12 protein-coding genes and 1 pseudogene are annotated in these 24342 nt (G+C 63.3%); 8 read left to right on the top strand and 5 right to left on the bottom strand.

Annotated elements, in window-relative coordinates; all coding sequences use genetic code 11:
* Positions 1-448: 448 nt before the first annotated feature.
* The 8 genes from ACMQ11_RS02555 (at position 449) to ACMQ11_RS02520 (ending at position 15175) form a co-directional block, all read left to right on the top strand.
* Positions 449-793: a hypothetical protein gene (locus ACMQ11_RS02555; protein ID WP_418991095.1), complete on the top strand. Its 345-nt coding sequence runs from the start codon at positions 449-451 to the stop codon at positions 791-793.
* Positions 765-3932, top strand: a complete 3168-nt coding sequence (locus ACMQ11_RS02550) for a glycoside hydrolase family 38 C-terminal domain-containing protein (RefSeq protein ID WP_418991094.1) — start codon at positions 765-767, stop codon at positions 3930-3932. The genes ACMQ11_RS02555 and ACMQ11_RS02550 overlap by 29 nt, the downstream gene beginning before the upstream one ends.
* Positions 3933-3942: 10 nt before the next feature.
* Positions 3943-6282, top strand: coding sequence for a GH92 family glycosyl hydrolase (locus ACMQ11_RS02545; protein ID WP_418991093.1), 2340 nt, complete (start codon positions 3943-3945; stop codon positions 6280-6282).
* Between the two features lie 79 nt (positions 6283-6361).
* A complete protein-coding gene (locus ACMQ11_RS02540; protein ID WP_418991092.1) occupies positions 6362-9532 on the top strand; it encodes a SusC/RagA family TonB-linked outer membrane protein in 3171 nt (1056 codons plus the stop codon).
* A gap of 13 nt (positions 9533-9545) precedes the next feature.
* Positions 9546-11543, top strand: a complete 1998-nt coding sequence (locus ACMQ11_RS02535) for a RagB/SusD family nutrient uptake outer membrane protein (protein ID WP_418991091.1) — start codon at positions 9546-9548, stop codon at positions 11541-11543.
* A gap of 25 nt (positions 11544-11568) precedes the next feature.
* Positions 11569-12330 (top strand): DUF3823 domain-containing protein, encoded by a 762-nt coding sequence (locus ACMQ11_RS02530; protein ID WP_418991090.1) that lies wholly within the window; start codon positions 11569-11571, stop codon positions 12328-12330.
* A gap of 73 nt (positions 12331-12403) precedes the next feature.
* A complete protein-coding gene (locus ACMQ11_RS02525) occupies positions 12404-13303 on the top strand; it encodes an ROK family protein (RefSeq protein ID WP_418991089.1) in 900 nt (299 codons plus the stop codon).
* A gap of 108 nt (positions 13304-13411) precedes the next feature.
* Positions 13412-15175, top strand: a complete 1764-nt coding sequence (locus ACMQ11_RS02520) for a class I mannose-6-phosphate isomerase (protein ID WP_418991088.1) — start codon at positions 13412-13414, stop codon at positions 15173-15175.
* 58 nt (positions 15176-15233) lie between these two features.
* Here the strand turns inward: ACMQ11_RS02520 and ACMQ11_RS02515 are convergent, their stop codons facing one another.
* The 5 genes and pseudogenes from ACMQ11_RS02515 to ACMQ11_RS02495 form a co-directional block, all read right to left on the bottom strand.
* The gene (locus ACMQ11_RS02515) at positions 15234-16379 is read right to left on the bottom strand and encodes an outer membrane beta-barrel family protein (RefSeq protein WP_418991087.1); all 1146 of its coding nucleotides are present in this window, start codon (positions 16377-16379) and stop codon (positions 15234-15236) included.
* Positions 16380-17266: 887 nt separating this feature from the next.
* Positions 17267-17509: pseudogene (locus ACMQ11_RS02510) on the bottom strand (carboxypeptidase-like regulatory domain-containing protein); the annotation flags it as partial.
* 618 nt (positions 17510-18127) lie between these two features.
* On the bottom strand, positions 18128-21010 hold the full coding sequence (locus ACMQ11_RS02505) for a M16 family metallopeptidase (RefSeq protein WP_418991086.1): 2883 nt from the start codon (positions 21008-21010) through the stop codon (positions 18128-18130).
* 72 nt (positions 21011-21082) lie between these two features.
* Positions 21083-23356 carry a Gldg family protein gene (locus tag ACMQ11_RS02500; RefSeq protein ID WP_418991085.1) on the bottom strand — a complete coding sequence of 758 codons (2274 nt, stop codon included), beginning with the start codon at positions 23354-23356 and terminating at the stop codon, positions 21083-21085.
* A gap of 54 nt (positions 23357-23410) precedes the next feature.
* The gene (locus ACMQ11_RS02495; RefSeq protein WP_418991084.1) at positions 23411-24337 is read right to left on the bottom strand and encodes an ABC transporter ATP-binding protein; all 927 of its coding nucleotides are present in this window, start codon (positions 24335-24337) and stop codon (positions 23411-23413) included.
* Positions 24338-24342: the final 5 nt, after the last annotated feature.

Raw genomic sequence — 24342 nt, 5'->3', positions numbered from 1 at the left:
CTCGACGTTGCTCGGGGATCTAGGACGAATCGGATGACTGTATTATACTTTTCACCTTTCACCTTTCACCTTGGACCTTTCACCTTGGACCTTTCACCTTTCACCTTTCACCTTGGACCGCCCCTCGATTACGCTCGGGGGAGAAAATGCGTGTGCCCACGGAACGTCGGACTAATTCCGGTTTCCGATTACGCAAGCGTGCTTGATTGTTTATACAAATTGCGAAAGCATGCCGGGGGAAAATCGGCCGAGCCAATTAATTTAATATGCTTTAAATCAATTAGATGGCATTTGTAATGAGCTAAGAGGCATAATTCAGGAGCGATTCGGATAAAAAATTTAGTCGAAATTGTAGGGGAATATGAAAAATATTTCTACATTTGCAAAGTCATAATGTATGAACATACATGAAAACAGCCGAACATAACCCGACCCTAAAACCGACCGTATGAAAAAACTGCTCGCTCTGCTTCTGGCATCCGTCTCCCTTGCAGCCGGTTACGGCCAGCGAATTGCTGTCTACCGGCCGATTCCCTCGGATAAGATAACCGCTGTGGCCAGCAGTTCGATCAAGAGTTCGCCTGCCCGGCAGGCCGTCGACGGAAGCGGCATGCGGGGCGAAGCGCACGCGGCGAACAACCTCGGCGAGGGCATGTGGGTTTCGCGCGTGTCCAAGGAAAAAGTGAGGTGTCATGCCGGAACCCACGAGGGGGCCGTTTGGTTCCTCTGCGAACTGGGAGACCTAAATTCCCCCCCCCCTCGGGGTGGATCAAATCCGCATCTGGAACCATAATCAGAACGAACACACCCGCCGCGGGCTGAACAAGGTCTGGATCGAGTATTCGACCGACGGCCGGGAGTGGCACCTGTTGCCCGACGGCGATAACGATTTCCACCGGATTCCCGAGTCGGCCGGCCGCAACCCCGAACCGGCCGACTACATCTTCGACACACCGGGCCTCGAAGCCCGTTACATCTGTTTTACGGCCGCTGCCGGCGGCGAGGGCAACCACTACGACCGCACCGACGAGACGGTCATGCTCGAGGCGCGCGACATGCACCAGAATCCCGACTACTACGGGTTGGCAGAGGTGCGTTTCTACCGCCGCGAAGAGGTGCCCGCCGCGCAGCTCGACCGCCTGACGGACGTGGCGTTCACCCCGTCGCAGGGCTACCTGAAGCGCCCCGAGGGTCCTCGGCGCGAATTCACGCTCGCGTTCGACCGTCCGCTCCATGCCGGGGCGGAGCTGGAGTTTCGGCTCGGCGACCGCACGTGGCGCGAGCGGATCGCCCCCTCGGCCGAGGGCGTCAACCGTTACGACGGGGTATTCCCGGCCGGATGGATGGAGGAGACGACCTCGCTCGGAGTGCGTTTGACGAGCCGTCAGGGCGCGGTCGAACGCACGTTCGAGGTGCCGGCCGCCCGAAAGTGGACGGTGGCGTTCTTCCCCCATTCGCACCAGGACATCGGCTACACCCACCGCCAGGCCGACGTCATGCGGCTCCAGTGGCGCAACCTCGAACGCGCGATGGACCTGGCCGAACGCACGGCGGACTATCCCGACGGCGCCCGCTACCGCTGGAACACCGAGGCCACGTGGTCCGTCATGGGCTATCTGGAGGAGTACGCCGGGACCGCGAAAGCCGAGCGGCTCATCCGGGCCATCCGCGACGGGATCATCCACGTAGACGCCCCCGTGGGCAGCATCCTGACGGGCATCTGCCGCCAGGAGGAGCTGATGCACCTCTGCGACGACGCCCATCGCATCGCCCGCCTGACGGGCGTGCCCTGCACGACGGCCATGATGAGCGACGTGCCGGGCCAGGTATGGGGGTTCGTGACGGCGCTGGCACAGAACGGCGTGAAATACTACTCGCCGGGTCCCAACTACGTGCCTTTCTACGGCAAGATCGGCAACGACCGCGCGGCGGCGCTGCATATCGAGTGGGGCGACCGTCCCTTTTACTGGCAGTCGCAGTCGGGAGCCGACCGCGTGCTGGTATGGCAGGCCGGGCGCGGCTACTCGTGGTTCCACGGCTGGCTCGCCGGACGCCTCTCGGTCTGCGGCGTAGAGCCGATCTGGCGCTACCTCGAAGAGCTGGAAACCGATGAATTTCCCTACAATACCTGTTACCTGCGCTACACCGTACACGGCGACAACGGACCGCCCGACCAGTTGATGCCCGAGGTGATCCGCGCCTGGAACGAACGCTACGCCTCGCCGCAGTTCCGCATCTCGACCTCGCGGGAGTTTTTCGAAGAGTTCGAGCGGCAGTACGGCGGGCAGCTGCCCGTCGTTGGCGGCGACATGACTCCCACGTGGGAGGACGGCGCGGCTTCGACGGCCCGCGAGACGGCCATGAACCGCGAAAGTTCGGCCCGCCTGGCCCGAACGGGCGTCGTGTGGAGCATGCTCCGCTCGGACGGGGAGTTCCCGCATGAGCGGTTCGACGAGGCGTGGAAGAACGTGGCGCTCTTCTCCGAACACACCTGGGGAGCCGCGGGCAGCGGTCCCGAACCTCATTCGCAGTTCACGCGCGACCTGTGGGCCGGCAAAAAAATGTATGCCGACAGCGCCGACCTCCAGTCCCGGCGGCTGGCCGCCGAAGCGCTGAAGCCCCTTGCGGGCGACGGCAGCACGATTCAGGTGCTCAACACCAACCTCTGGAACCGCACCGACGCCGTGGTGCTCGATCGCGGGATCGACTTGAGCGGCAAGCGGCTTCTGGACGCCGCGGGCGGAGAGGTCCCCGTGCAACGGCTGCACGACGGGAGCTGGGTCTTCGTGGCCCGCGACGTGCCGGCAATGGCGTCGGCCGTCTACCGGATCGTGCCTGCCCGCAAATCCAATGCGGCCCCGGAGGCGTCGATGATCGCCGGCAACACGCTCGACAACTCGCTGGTGCGGGTGGAGATCGACCCCGACCGGGGGACGATCCGCTCGCTCCGCGCCGCGGGCGACGACTACGAGTACGCGGCAGGCGGGGGGCTGAACGACTACCTCTACACCGGACGGATCGGCGCCGACCCCCGTGGGATCGAACGCATCCGCCGGATCGAGGTCGTGGACGACGGTCCCGTGGCGGCGACGCTGCGCGTCGAGTCGGAGGCGCCAGGCTCCCGGACGCTCACGCGCGACGTGACGCTTTACCGCGGCATCGACCGCGTGGAGATCCGGAACACGGTGGACAAGGAGGACATCCTCACGTGGGAGAACGTGCGCTTCGTCTTTCCGTTCAATTTCGCCCACCCCGAAATCACGATGGACCTGGCCATGAGCACGATGCACCCCGAGCGGGAGCAGCTCGCGGGGGTCAACAAGCACTACTACCCGGTGCAGAACGGCCTCTCGGTCGGCGACCTGGAGCACGGGGTGTGCCTGACGACGGTCGACGCTCCGTTCGTCGAGATGGGCTCGCCCTCGGGCGAGGACTACCGCCTCAACCCCCTCCACGGCTACGGCTGGTGGCCCTCGGCGCAAATCTCGCCGGTCATCTATTCGTGGGTCATGACCAACACGTGGCGCACCAACTACAAGGCCTCGCAGGAGGGCATCGCCGTGTTCCGCTATTCGCTCCAGATCGGCGATCCGTTCGATTTGAAGCTCAAGCAACGGGGCCTGGAGCGCGAACACCCCTTGGTGGCCGTGTGCAGCGACCGCACGGAACCCGTCGCACAACTCTTCCGCCTCCGGGGCCGCCACCGCATCGCCGTCTCGGGCATCACCCCCGCGCGAGACGGCCGCGGTTACATCGTCCGGCTGCACAACACGGGCCGCGAACCGGTCCGAACGGCTTTCGAATGGGGCCGCTTTCAGGGGCGCGAGGTGAGCGTCTGCGACTGGCGCGAGGAGCCGCTCGAAAGGCTCGATCCCGCTGCATTCTGGATGAAGCCCTATCAATACCTCCAACTCAAAATCGTTACCGAATAACCTGAGAACCATGAAGAAACTCCTTTTCACCCTGCTGGCCGCGGCGTCGCTGAGCGCCTGCGCCGCACGCGAGTCCCTGACCGATCTGGTCGATCCGCGCATCGGAACGGCCCATTCGCGCTGGTTCTTCTTCACCCCCGCCGCCGTGCCGTTCGGCATGGCCAAGCCGGCCCCCACGACCGACGGCCACCTGGGCAACCCGGGCGGCTGGCAGGCCGTGGGGTACGACGCCCGCCACACCTCGATCGAGGGCTTCGCCAATTTCCACGAATTCCAGGTGGGCGGCGTGGTCGTCGCCCCGACCGTCGGAGCGTTGCAGACCGTGCCGGGTGCGCTGGACGACCCCGAGAGCGGCTACCGCTCGCGCTTCGACAAGGCCGACGAGACGGCCCGGCCGGGCTACTATGCGGTGCTGCTGAAAGACTACGGCGTGCGGGCCGAACTGACGGCCACCGCGCGCGTGGCGTTCCACCGCTACACGTTCCCCGCCACCGACGAGGCCAACCTCGTCTTCAACATCGGCGCCCGCATGGGCGAGAGCGGTCCGGTGCGCGACGCCCGGGTGACGCTGACCGACGAGGGGCGCATCGAGGGGTGGGTCACCACCGAACCGGTCTATGTCGACATCTACCAGAAAGGCGCTTCGGTGACGATGTATTTCAGCGCCGAGCCCGACGCCGAGCCCTCCGCGTTCGGAACTTTCCGAGGGGACGAGACCTTTGCGGGCGAGCGGACGCGCGAGGGCGTCGGCGCCGGGCTCTACCTGCGCTTCGACACCCGCAAGCAGCGGGAGGTGGGGCTGAAGATCGGCCTGTCGTACACCTCGGTCGAGAATGCCCGCGCCAACTTGGCGGCCGAAGCCGCGGGGATGGATTTCGACGCAGCCCGGGGCGCTGCCGAGCGGGTCTGGGAGGAAAACCTGGGCCGCATCCGCGTCGAGGGCGGACGGAGGGAGGACCGCGTGAAATTCTACACCGGGCTGTTCCATGCCCTGTTGGGCCGCGGATTGGCCAGCGATGTGAACGGAGCCTATCCGCGCAATGACGGCTCGGTGGGGCGGATCGCGCTCGGCGAGGACGGCAAACCCCTCCACAACCATTATAACACCGACGCCATCTGGGGCGGCTTCTGGAACCTCACGCAGCTGTGGAGCCTGGCCTGGCCGGAGTACTATGCCGACTGGATTTCGAGCCAGCTGCTGGTCTACAAGGACGCCGGGTGGCTGGGCGACGGCATTGCGTGCAGCAAGTACGTCTCGGGCGTGGGAACCAATTTCACGGGGCTGGCCATCGCCGCCGCCTACAACGTCGGCATCCGCAATTTCGACACCGAACTGGGCTTCGAAGCGGCTCTGAAGAACGAGATCGGCAGCGAGAACCGCCCGGCGGGAGCCGGCAAGCTCGACGTAGGCCAGTTCGTTGCGCGCGGCTATTCGCCCTACATCGCCTATCCGGGAATGCAGACGACGCCCGACGGGTCGGATTTCTCGGCTTCCCACACCCTCGAATACTGCTTCAGCTCCTACGCCGTGGCCCAGATGGCCCGCCAAATGGGCCGCACGGCCGACTACGAAAAACTGACGAAGCTCTCAGAGGGGTGGCAGCTTTTGTTCGACCCCGAGACCCGTCTGATGCGTCCGCGCGACGAAAAGGGGGCGTTCATCGCCGATTTCGACCCCTATGCCCCGTGGGTGGGATTCCAGGAGGGCAACGCCATCCAGTACACCTACTACGTGCCCCACCACATCGAGCGCCTGGTCGAAACTGTCGGCCGCGAGGAGTTCAACAACCGCCTCGACAGCATCTTTCTGATCTCGCGCGAGCACATCTTCGGCGGCGGCCGCCACATCGACGCCTTTGCCGGGCTGCGCAGCTACTACAACCACGGCAACCAGCCCAACCTGCACATCTCGGCCCTTTTCAATTTCTCGGGCAAGCCCTGGTTGTCGCAGAAATGGATGCGCACGATCTGCAACGAGTTCTACGGCACCGAGGGCATCCACGGCTACGGCTATGGCCAGGACGAGGACCAGGGCCAGTTGGGCGCGTGGTACGTGCTGGCCTCGATCGGGCTCTTCGACGCCAAGGGGCTCACGGCCCCCGACCCGGCGTTCCAGGTCGGAAGCCCGTTGTTCGACCGCATTACGATCCGCCTGAATCCCGACTACTATGCCGGGAGCAAGTTCGTGATCGAGACTGAGGACAATACGCCCGGGAACTGCTACATCCGCTCGATGGAGCTCGATGGCAAGCCACTCCGAAGCGTGCAGCTGCCATTTCGGGAGGTGGTGCGCGGAGGACGCCTGCGCCTGAGGCTCGGAGCGGAGCCCGCCACGGAACTGACTCGATGAAACCCCTGTTTTGCGACAGGACCAGCCAATCCGGCCCGCGGGCCGGAGATAACCCAACAACCAATTTAAAACCAACAGCATGAAAGTCTTTACCAACCTACGAAACCGGATGATGGTTTGCGTGTGCGCGCTGCTCGCCCTCGCACCGGCCGAGCTTCGTGCGCAAGAGGGCGCAGTCAAGGTGTACGGCACGGTACGCGACACGTCGGGTGCGCCGGTGGTCGGCGCCACGGTCGTGGACACCGCGACCCGCAACGGTACGGCGACCGATGCTTCGGGCCGCTTCGCCCTCGAAGCCGCCCCCGGGGCCGTACTCAAAGTCACGTTCATCGGCTATGCTGACGAGGAGGTCCGGGTCGTGCAGAGCAAGATCCGCTACGAGGTGGTGCTCTCCGACGAGGGCCTTGCCATCGAAGAGCTGGTCGTGGTGGGCTACGGCTCGCAGAAGAAAGCCACGCTCACCGGGGCCGTCTCGGCCATCTCCAACGACGAGATCATCACCACCAAGAACGAAAACTTGCAGAACATGCTCACCGGAAAGGTGGCCGGTCTGCGCGTGAGGCAGAACTCTTCGGAGCCGGGCACGTTCAACACCTCGATGGACATCCGCGGCTTCGGCGCTCCGCTGATCGTCATCGACGGCGTGCCGCGCGACAACATGGCGCGTCTCGATCCCGAAGACATCGACCAAATCTCGGTCCTGAAAGACGCCTCGGCGGCCATCTACGGTGTGCAGGGCGGTAACGGCGTGGTGCTCATCACCACCAAAAAGGGCCGCAAGGGCCAGGTCGACATCAACTACTCGGGCAACGTGTCGTGGCAGAAACCCTCGAATTTCCCCGACCTGGTAGACGCCGCCGACTGGATGACGCTTTACAACGAGAAATTCCAATACCACAATGTCAACACCATCAACCCCACACCCCGGTACAGCCAGGAGGAGATCGCGGCCTACCGCAGCGGCGAGAAGCGCTCCTACGACTGGAAGAGCGCCGTGTTCCGCGAATCGGCACCCCAGACGCAGCACACCCTGAGCGCCAGCGGCGGATCGGACAAGGTGACTTTCTATACCAGCTTCGGCTACCAGTATCAGGAGAGCTTCCTCCAGCATACGCCGATCACCTACGACAAGTACACCCTGCGCAGCAACATCTCGGCCCAGGTGGCCAAAAACCTCAAGCTCGACGTCAACCTCGCCGGGCAGATGGACGAGCGCAAGCTGAGCAACTACGGCACGTCGGACATCGTGCGCAGCACGTGGCTCTTCTCGCCGCTCGATCCGTTCTACTTGGACGATGATCCGACCAAGTATCGCATCAAGGAGACCAATGCCGGCGTGGTCAACCCGATCGCCATGCTCGACAAGGACGCCAACGGCTACCAGAGCCTCGTCAGCCGCTGGTTCCAGTCCAATTTCACACTGCGCTACGACATGCCGTTCGTCAAGGGGCTGTATGCCTCCGGGTTCTTCAGCTACGACTACATCATGAACGACAACAAGTTCTACAAGAAAGCCTACGACACCTATGCCGCCGACGGCTCGGCGCGCGCCAACCGCATGGGTATCCAGGACCCCAACGCCAACTACCAGGTCCAGCGCAACTACTACGGCAAGAACCACCGCCAGTGGAACGTGCAGCTGGGCTACAACCGCACGTTCGGCCGCCACACCGTCGGGGGCATGCTCCTCTTCGAGGATCAGCACAAGGTGGGCGACAACTTCTACGGCAGCCGCGAAATCCTGCTCGACAAGGACGAGGTCTTCGTCGGCTCGGGCGAATCGCAGCAGTTCAACCAGTCCAGCGACAACAAGGCGCTCTACGACTACGCCTACCAGTCGCTTGCCGGGCGCTTCAACTACGATTTCGGCGGCAAGTACCTGGCAGAGTTCGTCTTCCGCTACGACGGCTCGTCGCGCTTCCCGGCAGACGAGGGGCTGCGCTGGGGCTTCTTCCCCTCGGTATCGGTGGGATGGCGGATTTCCGAAGAGCGCTTCTGGAAAAACTCCTCGCTCGCGTTCATCGAGAACCTCAAGCTCCGCGCCTCGTACGGCAAGACCGGCGACGACTCGTCGCTCAACTACGAGTTCCTGACCGGGTTCAACTATCCCGTGGGCGGTACGATCGACGCCCTGCCGGGCGGATCGGTGATCGGCGACCAGTTCATCGACGCCTCGTCGCCCAAGGGTCCCGCCAACCGCCTCATTACGTGGCACACGCTCAAGACGTTCGACATCGGACTCGATTTCAGCGCCTGGAACGGCAAACTCGGCGTGACGTTCGACTACTTCAACCGCAAGCGCGAAGGGTTGTTCGCCACACGCGTATTGAGCCTGCCGGGCAGCGTGGGCGCCAACCTGCCGAAGGAGAACCTGAACAGCGACCGCGACCAGGGCTTCGAGATCGAACTGAGCCACCGCAACCGCGTGGGCGAATTTTCCTACGAGGTCAAGGGTAACATCTCCTACACGCGCCGCCGCACGCTCCACTACGAGCGAGCCCGCTCCGGCAACTCCTACCTCAACTGGCGGCAGAACAACAACGACCGCTTCAACAACATCTGGTGGGGTTACGGCGAAGCCGGCCGCTTTACGAGCTGGGAACAGATCTGGGAAAGCCCCGTATGTATCGGGCGCGGTACCCTGCTGGGCGACTACCGCTACGAGGACTGGAACGGCGACGGCATCATCAGCGACCTGGACGTGCATCCCATCGGCAACAACGACGTGATGCCGATGCTCAACTACGGCATTACGCTGAGCGCACAGTGGAAGGGGCTCGACCTTTCGATGCTCTGGCAGGGCGCCGGCAACCGCAACATCATCATGCGCGAGTTCCTCAAGGAGCCGCTCTGGTCCGAGACCAACGCCGTACGAGAGCACCTCGACCGCTGGCATCCGGCCGATCCGGCGGCCAATCCCTACGACCCCGCGACGCAGTGGGTGTCGGGCGAGTACGGCTTCACGGGAACCACCCCCAACGACAGTTCGGAGCATGCGCTCCAGAATGCCCGTTACCTGCGTCTGAAGAACCTCGAGATCGGTTATACGCTGCCCCGCAAGTGGTTGTCGAAGATCAACATCCAGAGCGCACGCATCTATTTCAGCGCCTACAACCTGTTGACCTTTACCTCGCTCAAGTACCTCGATCCGGAGTTCTACATCCATCCTTCGGAGGGCGGCGTGAGCAACCTCGGCTATTTCTATCCGATCAACAAGAGCTACACGGTCGGCGTGAATGTCAAATTCTAAAAACTACGAGAAGATGAAACGACTGAAATATTATCTGCTGGTTCTTTGCGCGGGCGCCCTGGCCGGCTGCACCGATCTGGACATTCCGCCCAAGAACATCTTTACCGAACAGGACATCTTCGGCAACACCGAGGGCGCGATGAGCTACGTGTCGCGCATGTACAGCATCGTGCCGATGGAGGATTTCCGGTACAGTTTCCAGCACGGCTTCAACTACAACGGGGCCAAATACCGCCAGATGTGCTGCGCCACGGGCGAAGCCGTCGGGCGCGATACGCAGGCGGCCCATGCCGAGGGCGGCGCCAACATGTGGGACAACGCCTACAAGGGGATCCGCGAGATCAATACATTCCTCGAGACGCTGCCCAAGTACCGGAGCGCGCATACGGAGACCGCTTACAACGCCTACCTGGGCGAAGCGCATTTCATCAGGGCCTATTTCTACTTTGCTCTGGTCAAGCGCTTCGGCGGCGTCCCCCTGCTCGACTACGTGATCGATTACCCGGCCAACGCCACGCTCGAAGAGACCTGGACCCCGCGCAGCTCTGAGGAGGAGTGCTGGGACTTTATTGGCCGGGACCTCGATTTCGCCATCGCCAACCTGCCCGACAAGGCCGATGCGGGCCGTGCTTCCCGCTATGCCGCCGCCGCGCTCAAGTCGCGGGCGATGCTCTATGCGGGGTCGATCGCCAAATACAACACTATTGTGGATACGCACCTGGAAAAGCAGATCTGCGGCATCCCGTCCGCGCGTGTCGTCGACTATTTCGAAGCGGCTTACGAGGCCTCGAAGATCGTCGAAGAGGGACCTTACGACCTCTACAAGAAGCTCTGGAAAGCGGGCGACCGCCAGGCTCAGGCCGACAATTTCGCCGCGCTGTTTCTCGACGAGGACGCCTCCAACCCCGAGACCATCTTCGCGCGCTACTACAAGGAGAAGCTCTCGACGCACGACTACGACCTCTCGCTGCAACCCCGCCAGACGGCTACGGGCAACAACGACTCGGAGGCGAGCCCGACGGTCGATTTCATCGAGCTCTTCGACGGCGTGGCGCTCGACGCAGCGGGCCGGTTCCGATTCCTCGACGACAAGGGACACTACATCTTTTACAACAACCCGATGGAGGCTTTCGCCCAGGCCGAGCCGCGGCTGCTGGGTACGGTGATCCTGCCCATGTCGGAGTTCAAGAAGCAGCGGATCGAGATCCGCCGCGGACTCTACACCGGTGAGGTCGGCGAGGGCATCGAACGGATCATCCGCGAGGGCGAGACCCAAAATTACGCCAATGTTCCCGAGGTCCAGCAACTCATCCAGGCCGGTAAACTACTGCTCAGCGACGCTTTCAACGGTCCGTCGTATACGCTCAAATCGCCCTACACGCCCTATCCGGGCGCTGCGCCGATCGACAAGATCAACGTCACGGGTCCCAACGGTCCGACGAATGCGTGGAATTTCGGCAACATCGGGGGCACCTACCTGCGCAAGTACCTCAATCCCGACCAGGAGGACACCTCGGGCGGCAAATCCACGCAGCACTGGATCGAGCTGCGCTATGCCGAGGTGCTCTTGAACCGCGCCGAAGCGGCCGCCGAACTCCTGCTCCTCGGAAAGACGAACTCCAAGGAGGGCGACAATTACCGCGACGAGGCGTTCCGTGCCGTGAACCTCGTGCGCGACCGCGCGGGCGCCGATTTGATGGCCTCGGGCAGCGAGGTGACCGTCGACGCCGTGCGCCGCGAGCGCCGCAAGGAGCTGGCATTCGAGAACCACACCTACTGGGACCTCAAGCGCTGGCGCCAGCTCGACCGCGAGCAGAGCAACACGCGCTACCGCATCCTCATGCCTTTCTTCGCCACCGACGTGAACAAGTATTTCTTCGACGTGCGCTATACCGAGCCGCGCGCCGGGCACAACTACATCTTCACGTTCGATTCGCGCTACTACTACCAGCCCATTCCGTCGGGCGAGTTGACGAAGAACCCCAACCTCAAAAACAACCCCGGTTTCTAAGCGACTTTCTAACACTGAAAACGACATGAAAAAACGCATATTTTTGACCGTATTGTCCCTCGGCGTGCTGGCCGCGTCGTGCAGCAAGGACAACTACGACGAGCCGCAGGAGACTTTCCGCGGCCGGATCATCGACAAGGCCACCGGCGAGCCGTTCCAGGCCGCTCCCGGCGGCGAGGGCGTCCGCATCCGCATGATGGAGTACAGCTGGAGCGACAACCCGCAGCCCTACGATTTCTACGCCATGATGGACGGCACGTTCCAGAACACCAAGGTCTTCGCCGGCGAGTACGGCGTAACCCCCTCCGGTGCGTTCGTCGACGTGGAGGAGGAGCGCATGACCATCCGCGGCACGGTGGAAAAGACCTGGGAGGTCGAGCCCATGCTGCGCGTGGAGTGGATCGGCAATCCGGTCCTGAACGCCGACGGCACCGTGACGGTGCGGATCAAGGTGACGCGCGGCACCGACAACCCGGCCTACCAAAATGCACTCTCCGAGGCGTGGCTCTTCGTCAACGAAACCAAATACGTCAGCGAGGGCTATTTCAACCCCAATTTCTCGACCAAGATCGCCGGGGCGGCCATTCAGGCCGTGCAGTTCGGCCAGGAGTACGAGATAACGACCGGTCAGCCCGGCGGGTTCAACCCGGGCGGAGCGTGCACGCCGTTCCCCGAATATTCGCGGCGCTACTACCTGCGCATGGGTGTCTGCACCGACCGGATGATAAACGGCGCCAAACGCTACAACTACACCACCGTCAAATCCATTACTACCAAAGAGCGGTAAAAAGCGGCCCGCTGCGGCCGGATGGCGGTTGAATCCGCCGTCCGGTCTGCGCCGGGCGAAAGCACACACGACCATGACACAAACCAACCGTTACGCTTTGGGCTCGGACATCGGGGGCAGCCACATCTGCTCGGCGGTGGTCGACCTCCTTAGCGGGGGACTCTGCTCCGAGCCGGTCCCGACTCCGGTGGACAGCTCGGCCGGCGCCGTGGAGATTCTCGACGCCTGGGCCGGAAACCTGCGGCAGGCGGCCTCGGCTTCGGGCGTGCCCGTGACGCGGGCCGGCATGGCCTTTCCGGGACCGTTCGACTATGCGCGGGGCGTTTCGCTCATCCGCGGGGTCCGCAAATTCGACCGCATATATGGCCTCGATGTCGCTGCTTCGCTCGGGGTGCGCCTGGCCGGGAGCGGAATCTGCGAGTTCCGTTTTCTGAACGACGCTTCGGCTTTCGCCCTGGGCGAGTGCCTGGGCGGCGCGGCGCAGGATGCGGAGCGCGCGGTGGCGCTGACCCTCGGCACGGGCGTCGGCTCGGGGTTCGTCGCAGGTCGCCGCCTGGTCGACACGGGCGACGAGGTTCCGGCCCACGGCTGGGTCTACTCGCTGCCGTTCGACGGCGGGATCGCCGACGACGCTTTCTCGACGCGCTGGATCTGCCGTCGCTACCGCGAATTGACGGGCCGGGAGGTCGCAGGTGCCCGGGAGGTCGCCGCGCGGTACGACACCGATCCGGCCGCCAGACGCCTCTTCGACGAGTACGGCGAACGGCTGGCCCGCTTCGCCGGACCGCTGCTGGCGCGTTTCCGAAGCCGTGTGTTGCTACTGGGCGGCAATATCGCGCGGGCCTGGCCCCTTTTCGGTCCGGCTCTGGAGCGGCGCCTGGCGGCCGACGGTTCGCCGGCCGGGGTGCGCACCTCGCAGCTGCTCGACCGGGCGGCCTTGGTCGGTGCGGCTTCGCTCTTTCTGAGCGAATGACGCAACGGCGCCCGATCGGGGAGGGGTCGGTAAACGACGCCGCAGGCGGCGACAACGGCGCCCGGCAGTGGGAAATGCCGAAGAATTTTATATCCATTCAATGCAACTATGTCTGAACTAAGAAAAACTACGCAGTATGTGCTTCCCGTCGAAAAGCGGGAGCAAGAGAGGGGATACGACCTTTATCCGGTGCACGAACTGGGCGAGGGCCGGATTTTCGACGACTGCCTCTCGCTGGCTCGGCGGCTCGCCGGCGCGAAGCAGGTGGTCGTCGACGGCTATGTCGGCGTCTCGTTCGACCGCTTCCGGGACGGGATGAACGAGGCGTTCGCCGCGCTGGGCATCCGCCCGGTGTGGTGGTCGGCGGAGGCGGCATTCAAGTCGCCGGAGGAGATCGAGGCCCTCGTGGCGCCCTGGCTGGGCGGCGACGATCCGCTCTTCGGATTCCGCACGCCGCTGATGCTTAGGGAATTCTTCGATACGGAGAAGCTGAAAGCCCTCGCTCCGGACCCGGCTGCCGAAATGAATATCCTTTACGGCGTCGGCGCCGCGCTGGCCGGCTGGGATGCTCCGCTGGTCTATGTCGATATTCCCAAGAACGAGATTCAGTTCCGCGCGCGGGCCGGAAGCATCCGCAACCTCGGCGCCGCCCGTCCCGAGGCGCCCAAGAAGATGTACAAGCGCTTCTATTTCGTCGACTGGCCGGTGCTCAACCGCCACAAAAAGGCGTTGCTGCCGCGCATCGACTACCTCGTGGACGGCCAGCGCGAGCGCGCGATCACCTGGACGACGGGCGACGACCTGCGCCGCGGGCTGCGCCGGATCGCCCGCAGCGGCTTTCGCGTGCGGCCTTGGTTCGAACCGGGTGCGTGGGGAGGCCAGTGGATCAAGGAGCACATCGCGGGGCTGCCCAAAGAGGTGCCCAACTACGCCTGGTCGTTCGAGTTGATCGTTCCCGAAAACGGCCTGCTCTTCAGCAGCGACCGCCGGATGCTCGAGGTCTCGTTCGACACGCTCATGTTCGAAGCGGGACAGGATGTTGTCGGCCGGGAGTGCTACGCCCGTTACGGCGACGAGTTCCCGATCCGCATGGACTACCTCGACAATTTCGACGGCGGCAACCTTTCGATCCAGTGCCACCCGCAGCGGGAGTACATCCGAAAGCATTTCGGCGAGGTGATGACGCAGGAGGAGACCTACTACATCCTCGACTGCAAGCCCGGCGCAGAGGTCTACCTCGGATTCCGGGAGGGGATCGTGCCCGAGGAGTTCGAACGGGCCCTGACGGAGAGTTTCAGCGAGGGCACGCCGCTCGACGTGCCGCGCTATGTGAATGCGGAAAAAGCCTCGAAGCACGACCTCTTCCTGATGCCTCCCGGCACGCTTCACAGCTCGGGCCGCAACAACCTCGTGCTCGAGATCAGCACCACGCCCTACATCTTCACATTCAAGATGTACGACTGGCTGGCGCTCGATCTGGATGGCAAGCCGCGTCCGCTCAATATCCGCCGGGCGATGGAGAACCTGGTCTTCGACCGCCAGGGCGAGGCCGTGAAGCGGGAGTTGGTCTCCCGCCCCGCGCTGCTCGAAAAAGGGACGGACTGGGAACTGTGGCACCTCGCTACGCACCCCGACCACTCCTACGATGTCCACCGCTACCGGATCGGTTCCGAGGTCGGGGTTGCGACCGAGGGCAAGTGCCATGTACTGAATCTGGTCGAGGGCGAAGAGGCCGAGGTCCTAACCGCCGGAGGCGGACAGTTCCGGCTGAGCTATGCCGAGACGCTGGTGATTCCGGCCGCAGCGGACTCCTACCGGATCGTCAACACTTCGGGCCGGGAGATCATGGTGGTCAAGGCCTTTATGAAATAGCCCGGTCGTCCTGCCTGAAAAAGGGCCGTCTCATATCTATGAGGCGGCCCTTTTCGGCTCAGTGTCCGAAGCGCGAGGTGTCCACGCGGTCCGTTTTCCGCTCCTTGTAGACCCCGAACCGCCACGCCAGCCGCACCGTGAACGCCCGCGTGTAGGCGCCCGAATCCATGTCGAGGTGCTGCCCCTTGTAACGGACCCAGGCAAAGGGCAGGGTCGTTTCGAAGAGGTCGGTGCAGCGGACCGAGAGCGTCGCCCGCCCGCGCGAAAAGGTCCACTTGGCCCCTGCGTCCACGCCCCAGCTGGGGTCGGCGTCGTAGGTGCCCTGGATGGCCGGCGACTGGTAATAGCCCGAGATGTCGAGCGTAAGATCGGGCTTTTTCGCAAGCCGCACGGTGTTCTCCATCCGCGCGATGCCGAGCCATTTCGAGCGGTCGAAACTGATCTCGTGGAAACGGTCGCACCGCTGGTGCATCCGCATTCCGCTGAGCGTCACGCGCGAATCGAGCCACTGGCCGATCCGGAACGGGACGATGGCGTTCATCCCTACGAAGCGGTTGAGGTTCCAGTTGTGCGATTGGTAGATGAGCGCCGGACGGTCCGGGGACTGGTAGGCGGTCTGCTGGAAATAGTCGCTCGTCTCGCTCCAGTAGAGCATGAAGACGTATTTCTGCCGCAGCACGTAGGTGAGCTGGGCGCTGTAATTGTGCGCCGGCCGCAGCCCCGGCGTGCCGTGCGCCTCGGAGTAGCCGTCGATGTAGGAGACCGATCGCTGCATTTCCCAGTAGGAGGGGTAGCTCTTGTCGGAAGAGAGCGCCAGTTGGAGCGTGTGGTCGGACGAGGGCATCCAGGTGAAAGACGCCTGCGGATAGAGCGCCCAGTCGTCGTAATCGCCCAGCCGGTAGTACTCGCCCGAAAGCGAAAGGGAGAAGCCGACCCGTGCGAACTGCCGCCCTATTCCCGCATAGAGGTTGGCGGTATACTCTCTGAGGCTTGAATCGGTATCTTCGCTCGCGGGGTCGCCCTCGCGCACGGTGTAGTGCTGCCAGTCGTGGTCCCGGGCCAGGTCGAACCCGGCGCCGTAGGTGAGCTGCCACCCCTTGCCCAGCGTGTGCGACTGGTCCAGATCGAGCGAGAGGCGGTCGACGGTTTGGCCCGACTCGGTGTCGAATGCGGTGCGGGTGCCGTCGGTGTAGGCGTTCTCCATTTCGGTGCGGGAGGCGGTGCGGTAACTGGTGTAGTCGGGCTCAGGTCGAGTCCGAACGGAGCGGTGTAGCGCAGCGCGAGGTTGTGCATCGCGTGGTCGCCGCGGGCATCGCTCCACGACGCGACCCACGAACCGTCGGCCTGCGCAAGGCTTCTCCCCGAGGGGGTGAAGCCCGCGGTGTAGGCTGCGCTCAGGCGGCCTCCGCTCCGCGGTGCGTACTCCACGGCGGTCCGCAGGTTGTGGACCGTGGCGTCGCCGGTGATGCGTTGCAGCTGCGAAATGTCGTGGACCTCGTCCGCGAGGGTGTGGAGCGAGCGGAGGTCGATCCGACGAATATCCTTGGAGTACCCCGTGGAGTAGGTCGCATCGGCCGACCAGCGGGGCGAGGTATAGACCAGGTTGCCCCCGGCCTCCCAGTTGTTGTAATAGCGGGCCGTATAGCCGCCGTGGACCTCGCCCGAAAGGGTGTGCTCGCGGCTGCGGCGCAGGACGAGGTTGATCGCCGCGCCGCGCACGTGGTAGTGCGGAGGCGCGCTGTACAGCACCTCGGCTTTCTCGATGCGCTCGACGGGCGTGGCGCGGAGCAGCGTCGCCAGCTGCTCCGCCGTCATGGTCGAGGGCTTGCCGTCGAGGATGACCCGCACTGCGCCCATGCCGGCCAGTTCGAGCTGCCCGTCCCGCTCGCTGACGCCCGGCAGGCGCGCGAGGGCCTCATAGGCGTTGTTCACCGCCCGGCCCTTGGAGAGCGCTTCCAGGTCGTACGAGAGACCGCCCGGCTCGATTTTGACCAGCGGCCTTTCGGCTGCGATCTCCACGGCGCCGAGCACGTTGTCGTTCTCTTGCAGGACGACCTCGCCCACCTCGTCGCGGTTGTCGTCGAGGGTGTGTGGTCGGTAGGCGAGATGCTGGAAGAGGAGGCGGTAGGGCCGTACGGCCGAAGCGATGCGAAAACGGCCCAGCGTGTCGGTGGTCACGCCCCCGAGGTAGAGCGAATCGGTGCCGAGCAGCACCACGGCCACGCCCGCGACGGGGCGACGCGACGGATCGACGACGGTGCCGCGGACCGTCTGTGCCGAGGCGACGACGACGGACAGCAGGGCGAGCAGGGTGAGCGAGATGGATCGTACCATGAGGCTGATATTTTTATCCGTATGGCAAAGATAGCGATGAAATCGGATTTTCCGATCCGATTTTCAGCTTGCGGTGCTGAATTTGGGGTTTCTTGCCGGGGAGGGGCAGTCGAAAAGGAGGGTGCAGCATGTGGCGATCCCGATCGCGCAGCCCGGCCGGAGGTCGTGCCTGCAAGGGGGGGCAGCGATACGTCGAGTACCTCGAAACCCCGACCTTTGCGGGTCGGGGTTTCTCCGTGCGAATGTTGCGCCATCGAGGGCGAAAAATCGTCCTGTTCGTATTCGTGCCGCAAAGATAGCGAAATTCCCCCCCCCACAAATTTCGGGCCGCTAAAAGTCCTAAATACCACAATTCAAGCCTTTTCGGAATATTCCTTTTCAGGACATTCCACGAATTCCGGATGCAGGACGCGTCGAAGCAGGCCCCGGGCGTTCTACCCTTGCCGGGAGCCCGCGGAGTGCATACGATGCCGCGAGCCATCCCTGAAAAAAGCCCCGGCAGAACAGACTGCCGGGGCTTCGTAAAGTAAGGTGCCTGCATCTAAGCGGCGGGTGTGGCCGGGGTCGGGGCCCCGGCGGGTTGCGTGGCGTGGGCTCTCGTAAGCCGGGTGCCTGCGCCTACTCGGCCGGCTTGGCCGGGGCCGGCTGCGCGTCGGGTTCGGCCTCGCGGGCCTCGGGGCGCATGATCACCTCGATGCGGTTGCCGTCGTCGAGAATCTTGCGCATCAGCTGCCGCACGTCGTCGTTGGTCAGTTCGCGTAGCAGCCGCTCGTAGTCGGCCAGGTAGTCGGTGTTGTAGCGGACGTAGTTCTGGATGTAGGCCATCCAGCTGCCGTTCTGTTCCAGCCCCGTCTTCCAGTTCTTCTGGAGGTATTCGCGCGTCTTTTCGATGTCCTCGGTGCGGGGGCCGTTCTGGGCCATCTCCTCGAGCTCTTTCATCACGATTTCGCGCAGTTCGTCGGCCATCTCCTCGTTGGTGTCGAAGCCGATCTGCATGGTGTAGCCCTGGAACGGAATGCGCGAGGTCGAACCCGAGACGCTGACGCCGTACGTGCCGCCCTTCTCCTCGCGGATCGACTCCTGGTAGCGCGAGTCGAGGGCCTGCGTGAGCAGCGTCATCACGAGGCGGTTGCGGAGCGAGTACTCCATATCGCCCGAGAAATGGTAGCTCACCGAGACTTTGGGCTGCTGCATCGGGGTGCGGAAATCCTCGGTGTGCATCCCCTCGATCGGGCGCACCTTGTCATCCACGTAGTTCAGCGGCTTTTTCTGGTCCGCCACCGAGCCGATGTATTTCTCGACCAGCGGACGCAGCGTGTCGGGGTCGATATTGCCCACGAAGATGAACGTCATGCCCCGCACGCCCGGATAGAGCTTGCGGTAGATAGCCGGCAGCTGGTCGTAATCCATCCGGTCGAGAATCTCGGGAGTGATCATCTGGCGGCGGAAATGGTCGCTGTAAACGAGTTTGAGGAAGCGCTCCTGCATCTCGTAGTCGGGATTGGCCCTGGCGTTCTCGATCTGCGCGCGCAGGAGGGTCATCATGCGGTCGTAGTCGTCGCGGTCGAAGCGGGGCTCGGTCAGGTTGAGGTAGACCAGCTGCATCATCGTTTCGAGGTCCTGGGGCGAGCAGGCGGCGCCGATGCCGTTCGAAAATTCGTTGATCGAGAGCGACGCCGAGGCGACCTTGCCCGTGAGCTGCTTCTGCAACTCCACGGCCGGGAAGCGACCGATTCCCGAGAACGAGATGACCGATTCGAGCACCTTGCCCGTGTAGTACTCGTCGTCGGTCAAGACCGAAGTGCCGCCGTCCATCAGGGCGCTCATGCGGATTTCGTCGGTCTTGAACGTGGTCGGCTTGACGAGGATGCGGGCGCCGTTTTTCAGCGTCCACTCCGTATAGCCGTAGCGCTCGTTGCGGGAGGTCTTCTTCACGGGCGATCCTTTCAGAACGGTGCCCTCCGCGATCAGCGGCTCGATCACCAGCGTGTCCTCGTGCTGCTCGACCTCGGCCGCAGCCACCTTGTCCATCACGGCGATGAACTCTTCGGCAGTGGGGGTCGTAAGCCCCTCCTTTTCGGGTGCAGTGACGGTCAGCACGCGGTTTTCGGGGGTGATGATCGTGGCGGCGAGCTGGTTGACCAGCTCGACCCGGGCCATGTTGATAAGCGTGCTGTCCACTTTCCAGCTGGTCTCGGCATCGGGCATGGCCGTGTTGTTGCGGTAGTTGGAGAGGTAGGTCTGGACGAAGCTGCCGTTGCGGCGGTCCTTGCGCGTGGTGTAGGCGCGCTCGGTGCCGCGCATGAGATCCTGCTTCACGCGGTCGAACTCGCTCTGGGTGAACCCGTGACGGCGTATTTTCTCCATTTCGGTCAACAGCGCCTCGAAGCCCTCCAACAACTTGCCGTCCTGGGTCTGCACGGCGAATGTGACGCATTCGAGCGTGGGAATCAGGCCGATGCCTCCGATACCCATGCTGGCGCCGAGGAACGGGGCGTCGCTCTTCATGGCGATCTCGCCCAGGCGGTTGTTCTCCATCACGGTCAGGAACGTTTTGAGCACGTTGAGCATCTGGGCCGTGCCCGTGTCGTTCATCTCATCGGGCAGGGCGCGGTGCTTGATGAAGAGTTTGGCCACCGAACTCTGCATCTCCTTGTCGGTGAAGATGCTGACGATGGGCTCCTCGTTGTCGGGGACTACGATGGTCTCTTTCTGCGAGGCATCGGGGGCCGGGGCGGGAATGTCGCTCATCAGGCGCTTGATCTTGGCCTCGACGGCCTCGGCATCCAGGTCGCCCACCACGACGATGGCCTGGTAGTCGGGGCGGTACCACTGGTGGTAGAAATCCGCCAGGGCCCGGTGCTCGAAGCTCTTCAGGAAATCGAGGTAGCCGATCAGGTTGCGGTGTTCGTAGCGCGTGCCCTTTCCCAGCGACTTGAGCATCTCGATCGACGAACGCCACCCGGCGCCGTCGCGCGTGCGCAATTCCTCCATGATGACGCCCCGCTCGGAGTCGATCTCCTTGGGGTCGAGGGTGATGAAATGCGACCAGTCGTGCAGGATCAGCAGCGCCGAGTCGATGATCCCCTCGCGGGTGGTGGGCACCGACGAGATATTGTAGACGGTATGGTCCCAACTGGTGGCCGCATTGAGGTTGGCCCCGAACTTGACGCCCACCTTTTCGAGGTACTCCGTGAGCATTTTGCCCGGCAGGTTCTTCGTGCCGTTGAAAGCCATGTGCTCGAGAAAGTGGGCCAGACCCTGCTGGTCGTCGCTCTCCTGAATAGCGCCCACGTTGTGCAGGATGTAGAATTCGGCCTGTCCCTTGGGTTTCTCGTTGTGGCGCACGTAGTAGGTCAGCCCGTTGTCCAGGCGGCCGGTGCGGACCTCCTGATCGGCCGGGATCGGGCCCATGAGCCGTTGCAGCTCCTGCTGGCTCGGTTGTGCCGTGACCGTCAGCGCTGCGAACAGGGCGAATAGAACGGTAATCGATCGTTTCATGGTATGTTTTTAAAAGTTTGCTTAATATTATCTAACGCCTGCGAGTACGGGTTATTGCCTCGCGTGCTGTTTTTACCGGTTGCGGCGGCGCGTCCACACGAGGATGCTGCCCAGCAGGAGCAGCCCCGGGATGCCCCACTCGTAGAGGAGTTTGAGCCAGGGGCTCGCTTTCTGCGTGAGGCTGATCGCGTCGTCGGGCGGCCTCACGCGGCTGGTGTCGACCGGAAATTCGTCGTAGCTGAGCATTTTGAACATCGCCTGTATGAGCGAGAAATTCGCGGCACGGATGCCGCTGCGCGAGGCGGACAGCTCGCTGCCCGCGAAGCAGTCGGCATCGCCCAGAACGAAGATGCGCTGCTCGCGGCCCTCGACCTCGCGCCGCAGGTATTTCATCAGGCTGTACGATCGTTCGACCTCGCCGCTGCGGGGATCGAGCGTCGGGGTCTCGTCGACGAAATTGCGCGTCTGCCGCTCGTTCCACACGCCCGTCGAGTCGGTCACGATACCGTCCGTGACCTCGAACCCGGCGTCGGCCGTCTGCTCCACGCCGCAGGCGGTCACCGTGACAAGGTTCTCGCCGTAGCGGCGGATCGTTCGGAATTCGCGGGACAGCTCGCTCATCTGTTGCGTGACCTCGCCCATCATCAGGTCGGCCAGGAACTCCCGGGTGGGGCGTACCAGCAGATCGTCCGTGAAGCGCAGGCCCAGCGGAGCCACGACGGGGTTCATGTCGGCCTGGCGGCGCGGCTCGCCCAAGATGACGAGGTTGCCTCCGCGGGCCACGAAATCGAGGTAGTGTCGCATCTCGGTGGGGGTGAAAGGTTCGCGCATGTCGGAGATGACCAGCACGCTGATCGCCGGATCGACCGGCTCTGCGAGCGAGAGGTTCTCGACGCGGAATCCCTCGTTGAGCAGCGAGTAGCGGAACGTGGTCTCGCGGGCGAAAAGGCCGTAGCCGCGCACGCCCATGTTGTCGATGCTGCGCTCGCCGTGGCCGGTGACGAATCCCACCAGGGGGGTCTCGGTCACGAGGGTTTTGAGGGCCGTCGAAATCTCGGTCTCGCCCGGATGGCGCTGGTTGTCCTCGTAAATTCTCAGGAAGATCCGCTGGCCGTTCTCGCGCTCGAAGAGGCGCACGAAGCGGTAGTTTTCGCCCGAAAGGTCGACCGTCTTGGCGATCTCGGAGTAGGGCAGGAACCGCTCCTTGTCCCAGTCGTTGCTCTGGCAGAGTTTCTCGAGGCGCTCCTCGTCCGTCAGGTCGGGGTATTTCTGGTCCAGATAGGGGAAATAGGCCCGGTGGTAGTAGTAGACGTAACGCATCTTCATTTCGGGCTTGAAGCGCACGTATTTCTCGAAGCGGTCCATGTCCCAGTTGCGCCACGAGGGCATGCCGTTGTCGTAGTTCTGTTCGAGGATGTTGACGTAGGTGGTCAGCGTCAGCCCCCCGTCGAGTTTGGCCATGACATCCTGACTGGCCTGCGTCAGGGTGTTGCGCTTGGTCTGCGTGCCGTCGTAGTAGTGGGTCAGGGTCGGCAGCGACGAGACGTACCCCAGGGCGAGGACCACGACGATCACCGTGCCGTATTTCAGGGCGCTGACCGCCGGCGAGGGCTTCGACCGCTCGCTGTGGAGCTTGATGACCGAGAGGGTCAGAAAGAGCAGCACGACCAGCAGGAAATAGAGGAGGTCGGCGCTGTTGATCATGCCCTCCATGAAAGTCTCCGAACGGCCCGCGATCGAGAGCCAGTAGGTGATGTCGCGCACGAAATCGATCTCCTGGCCCACGCTGCCGATGAAATTCAGCACGGCCAGCACGGCCAGCGTGCCGATGGCCGCCACGACCTGATACTGCGTGATGGTCGACATGAAGAGCCCGATGGCGGCGTAGGCGCACACCGTAAGATAGAGGCCCAGCAGTGCCACGAGCACCATCGTGATGTCGAAATCCTTGATGACGATCCACCCCAGGGCGATCTGAAGCCCCAGGATCGCCACGAAGCCCAGCCCGTAGATCAGCGTGGCGAGGTACTTGCCCGCGATGATCTGGATGTTCGACACGGGCGAAGAGTAGAGCAGCTTGATCGAGCCCGAGCTCAGCTCGCGGCTCATCAGCCCCATCGTCAGCAGCGGGATGTAGAGATAGAGGTTGTCGAGCATCTTGGCGATCACGCCCGAGTGGCCGGCGAAGACGCTCGACGTGGTCGCATAGGGCGAATAGCCGAGCGCGACGGTGCGGAACACCTCGGCCAGGCCGCCGCAGAACTCGATGCCCGACTGGAGCGCGAAGACGATCAGGATCAGCCACGCGATGGGCGAGTAAAACAGAACCCGGAGTTCCGTTTTCATGATTCTAACGATTGATCTCATTTGCGTAAAGTGCGTAATTTGCGGATGATACGGTTATTTCCCGGAGAGCTTGGCGAAGACCGTGTCGAGCGACTCCTTCTCGAGGAAGATTTCGCTCAGCTGCCACCCCTTTTCGACGCTTCGGCGCATGATCTCGCGCAGGATCGTGTCCGGGCCCTCGAAATGGATGCGCATGCGCTTGTCGGTGATGCGCTCGACCCGGCGCACGGAGGGGATCGCCAGCAGCTCCCCGGTCGGGGGCGCCGCATCGAGGATGGCCACCAGGGTCGAGGGGGCCGCGTAGTTGTTGAACTGGGCGAGCGAACCCGAAAAGACCATGCGGCCGTGCTCGATCATCTTGATCTGGTCGCACGTGGCCTGCACCTCCGGAAGAATGTGGGTCGAGATGAGCACGGCGCGCTCCTCGGCGATTTCGCGGATCAACCCGCGGACCTGCACGATCTGGTTGGGGTCCAGTCCGTTGGTCGGTTCGTCCAACACCACGAACGGCGGATTGTGGATGATCGACTGCGCGATGCCCACGCGCTGCTGATAGCCGCCCGAGAGGTTCTTGATCAGCCGCTTGGAATACTCCATGATGCCGCATTTTTCCTTGGCGCGCCGCATGGCCGCTGCGATCTCCGACTTGGGGATGCGGCGGATGTCGGCGCAGTGGTAGAGGTATTCGTCCACCGTCAGGTCGGGGTGCAGCGGGGCCCGCTGCGGGAGGAAGCCGAGGAGTTTCTTGGCTTCGATAGGGTTCTCGCGCGTGTTGATGCCGCTCAGCAGCACCTCGCCCTCGGTCTGGTTCAGCACGCCGCAAATGATGTTCATGGTGGTCGATTTGCCGGCTCCGTTCGAACCGAGCAGCCCCACCACACCCTTGCTGTCGATCTCGAAATCGATGTCCCGGATCGCCCAGTCGACGCTGTAACGGTGCGAGAGGTGTTTTACCTCGATGATTTTGGGTTTGTTTTCCATAGTTC

This window comes from Alistipes sp. (assembly GCF_048465575.1).
GTDB lineage: Bacteria > Bacteroidota > Bacteroidia > Bacteroidales > Rikenellaceae > Alistipes.
This window is presented reverse-complemented; position numbering and strand designations above follow the sequence as displayed.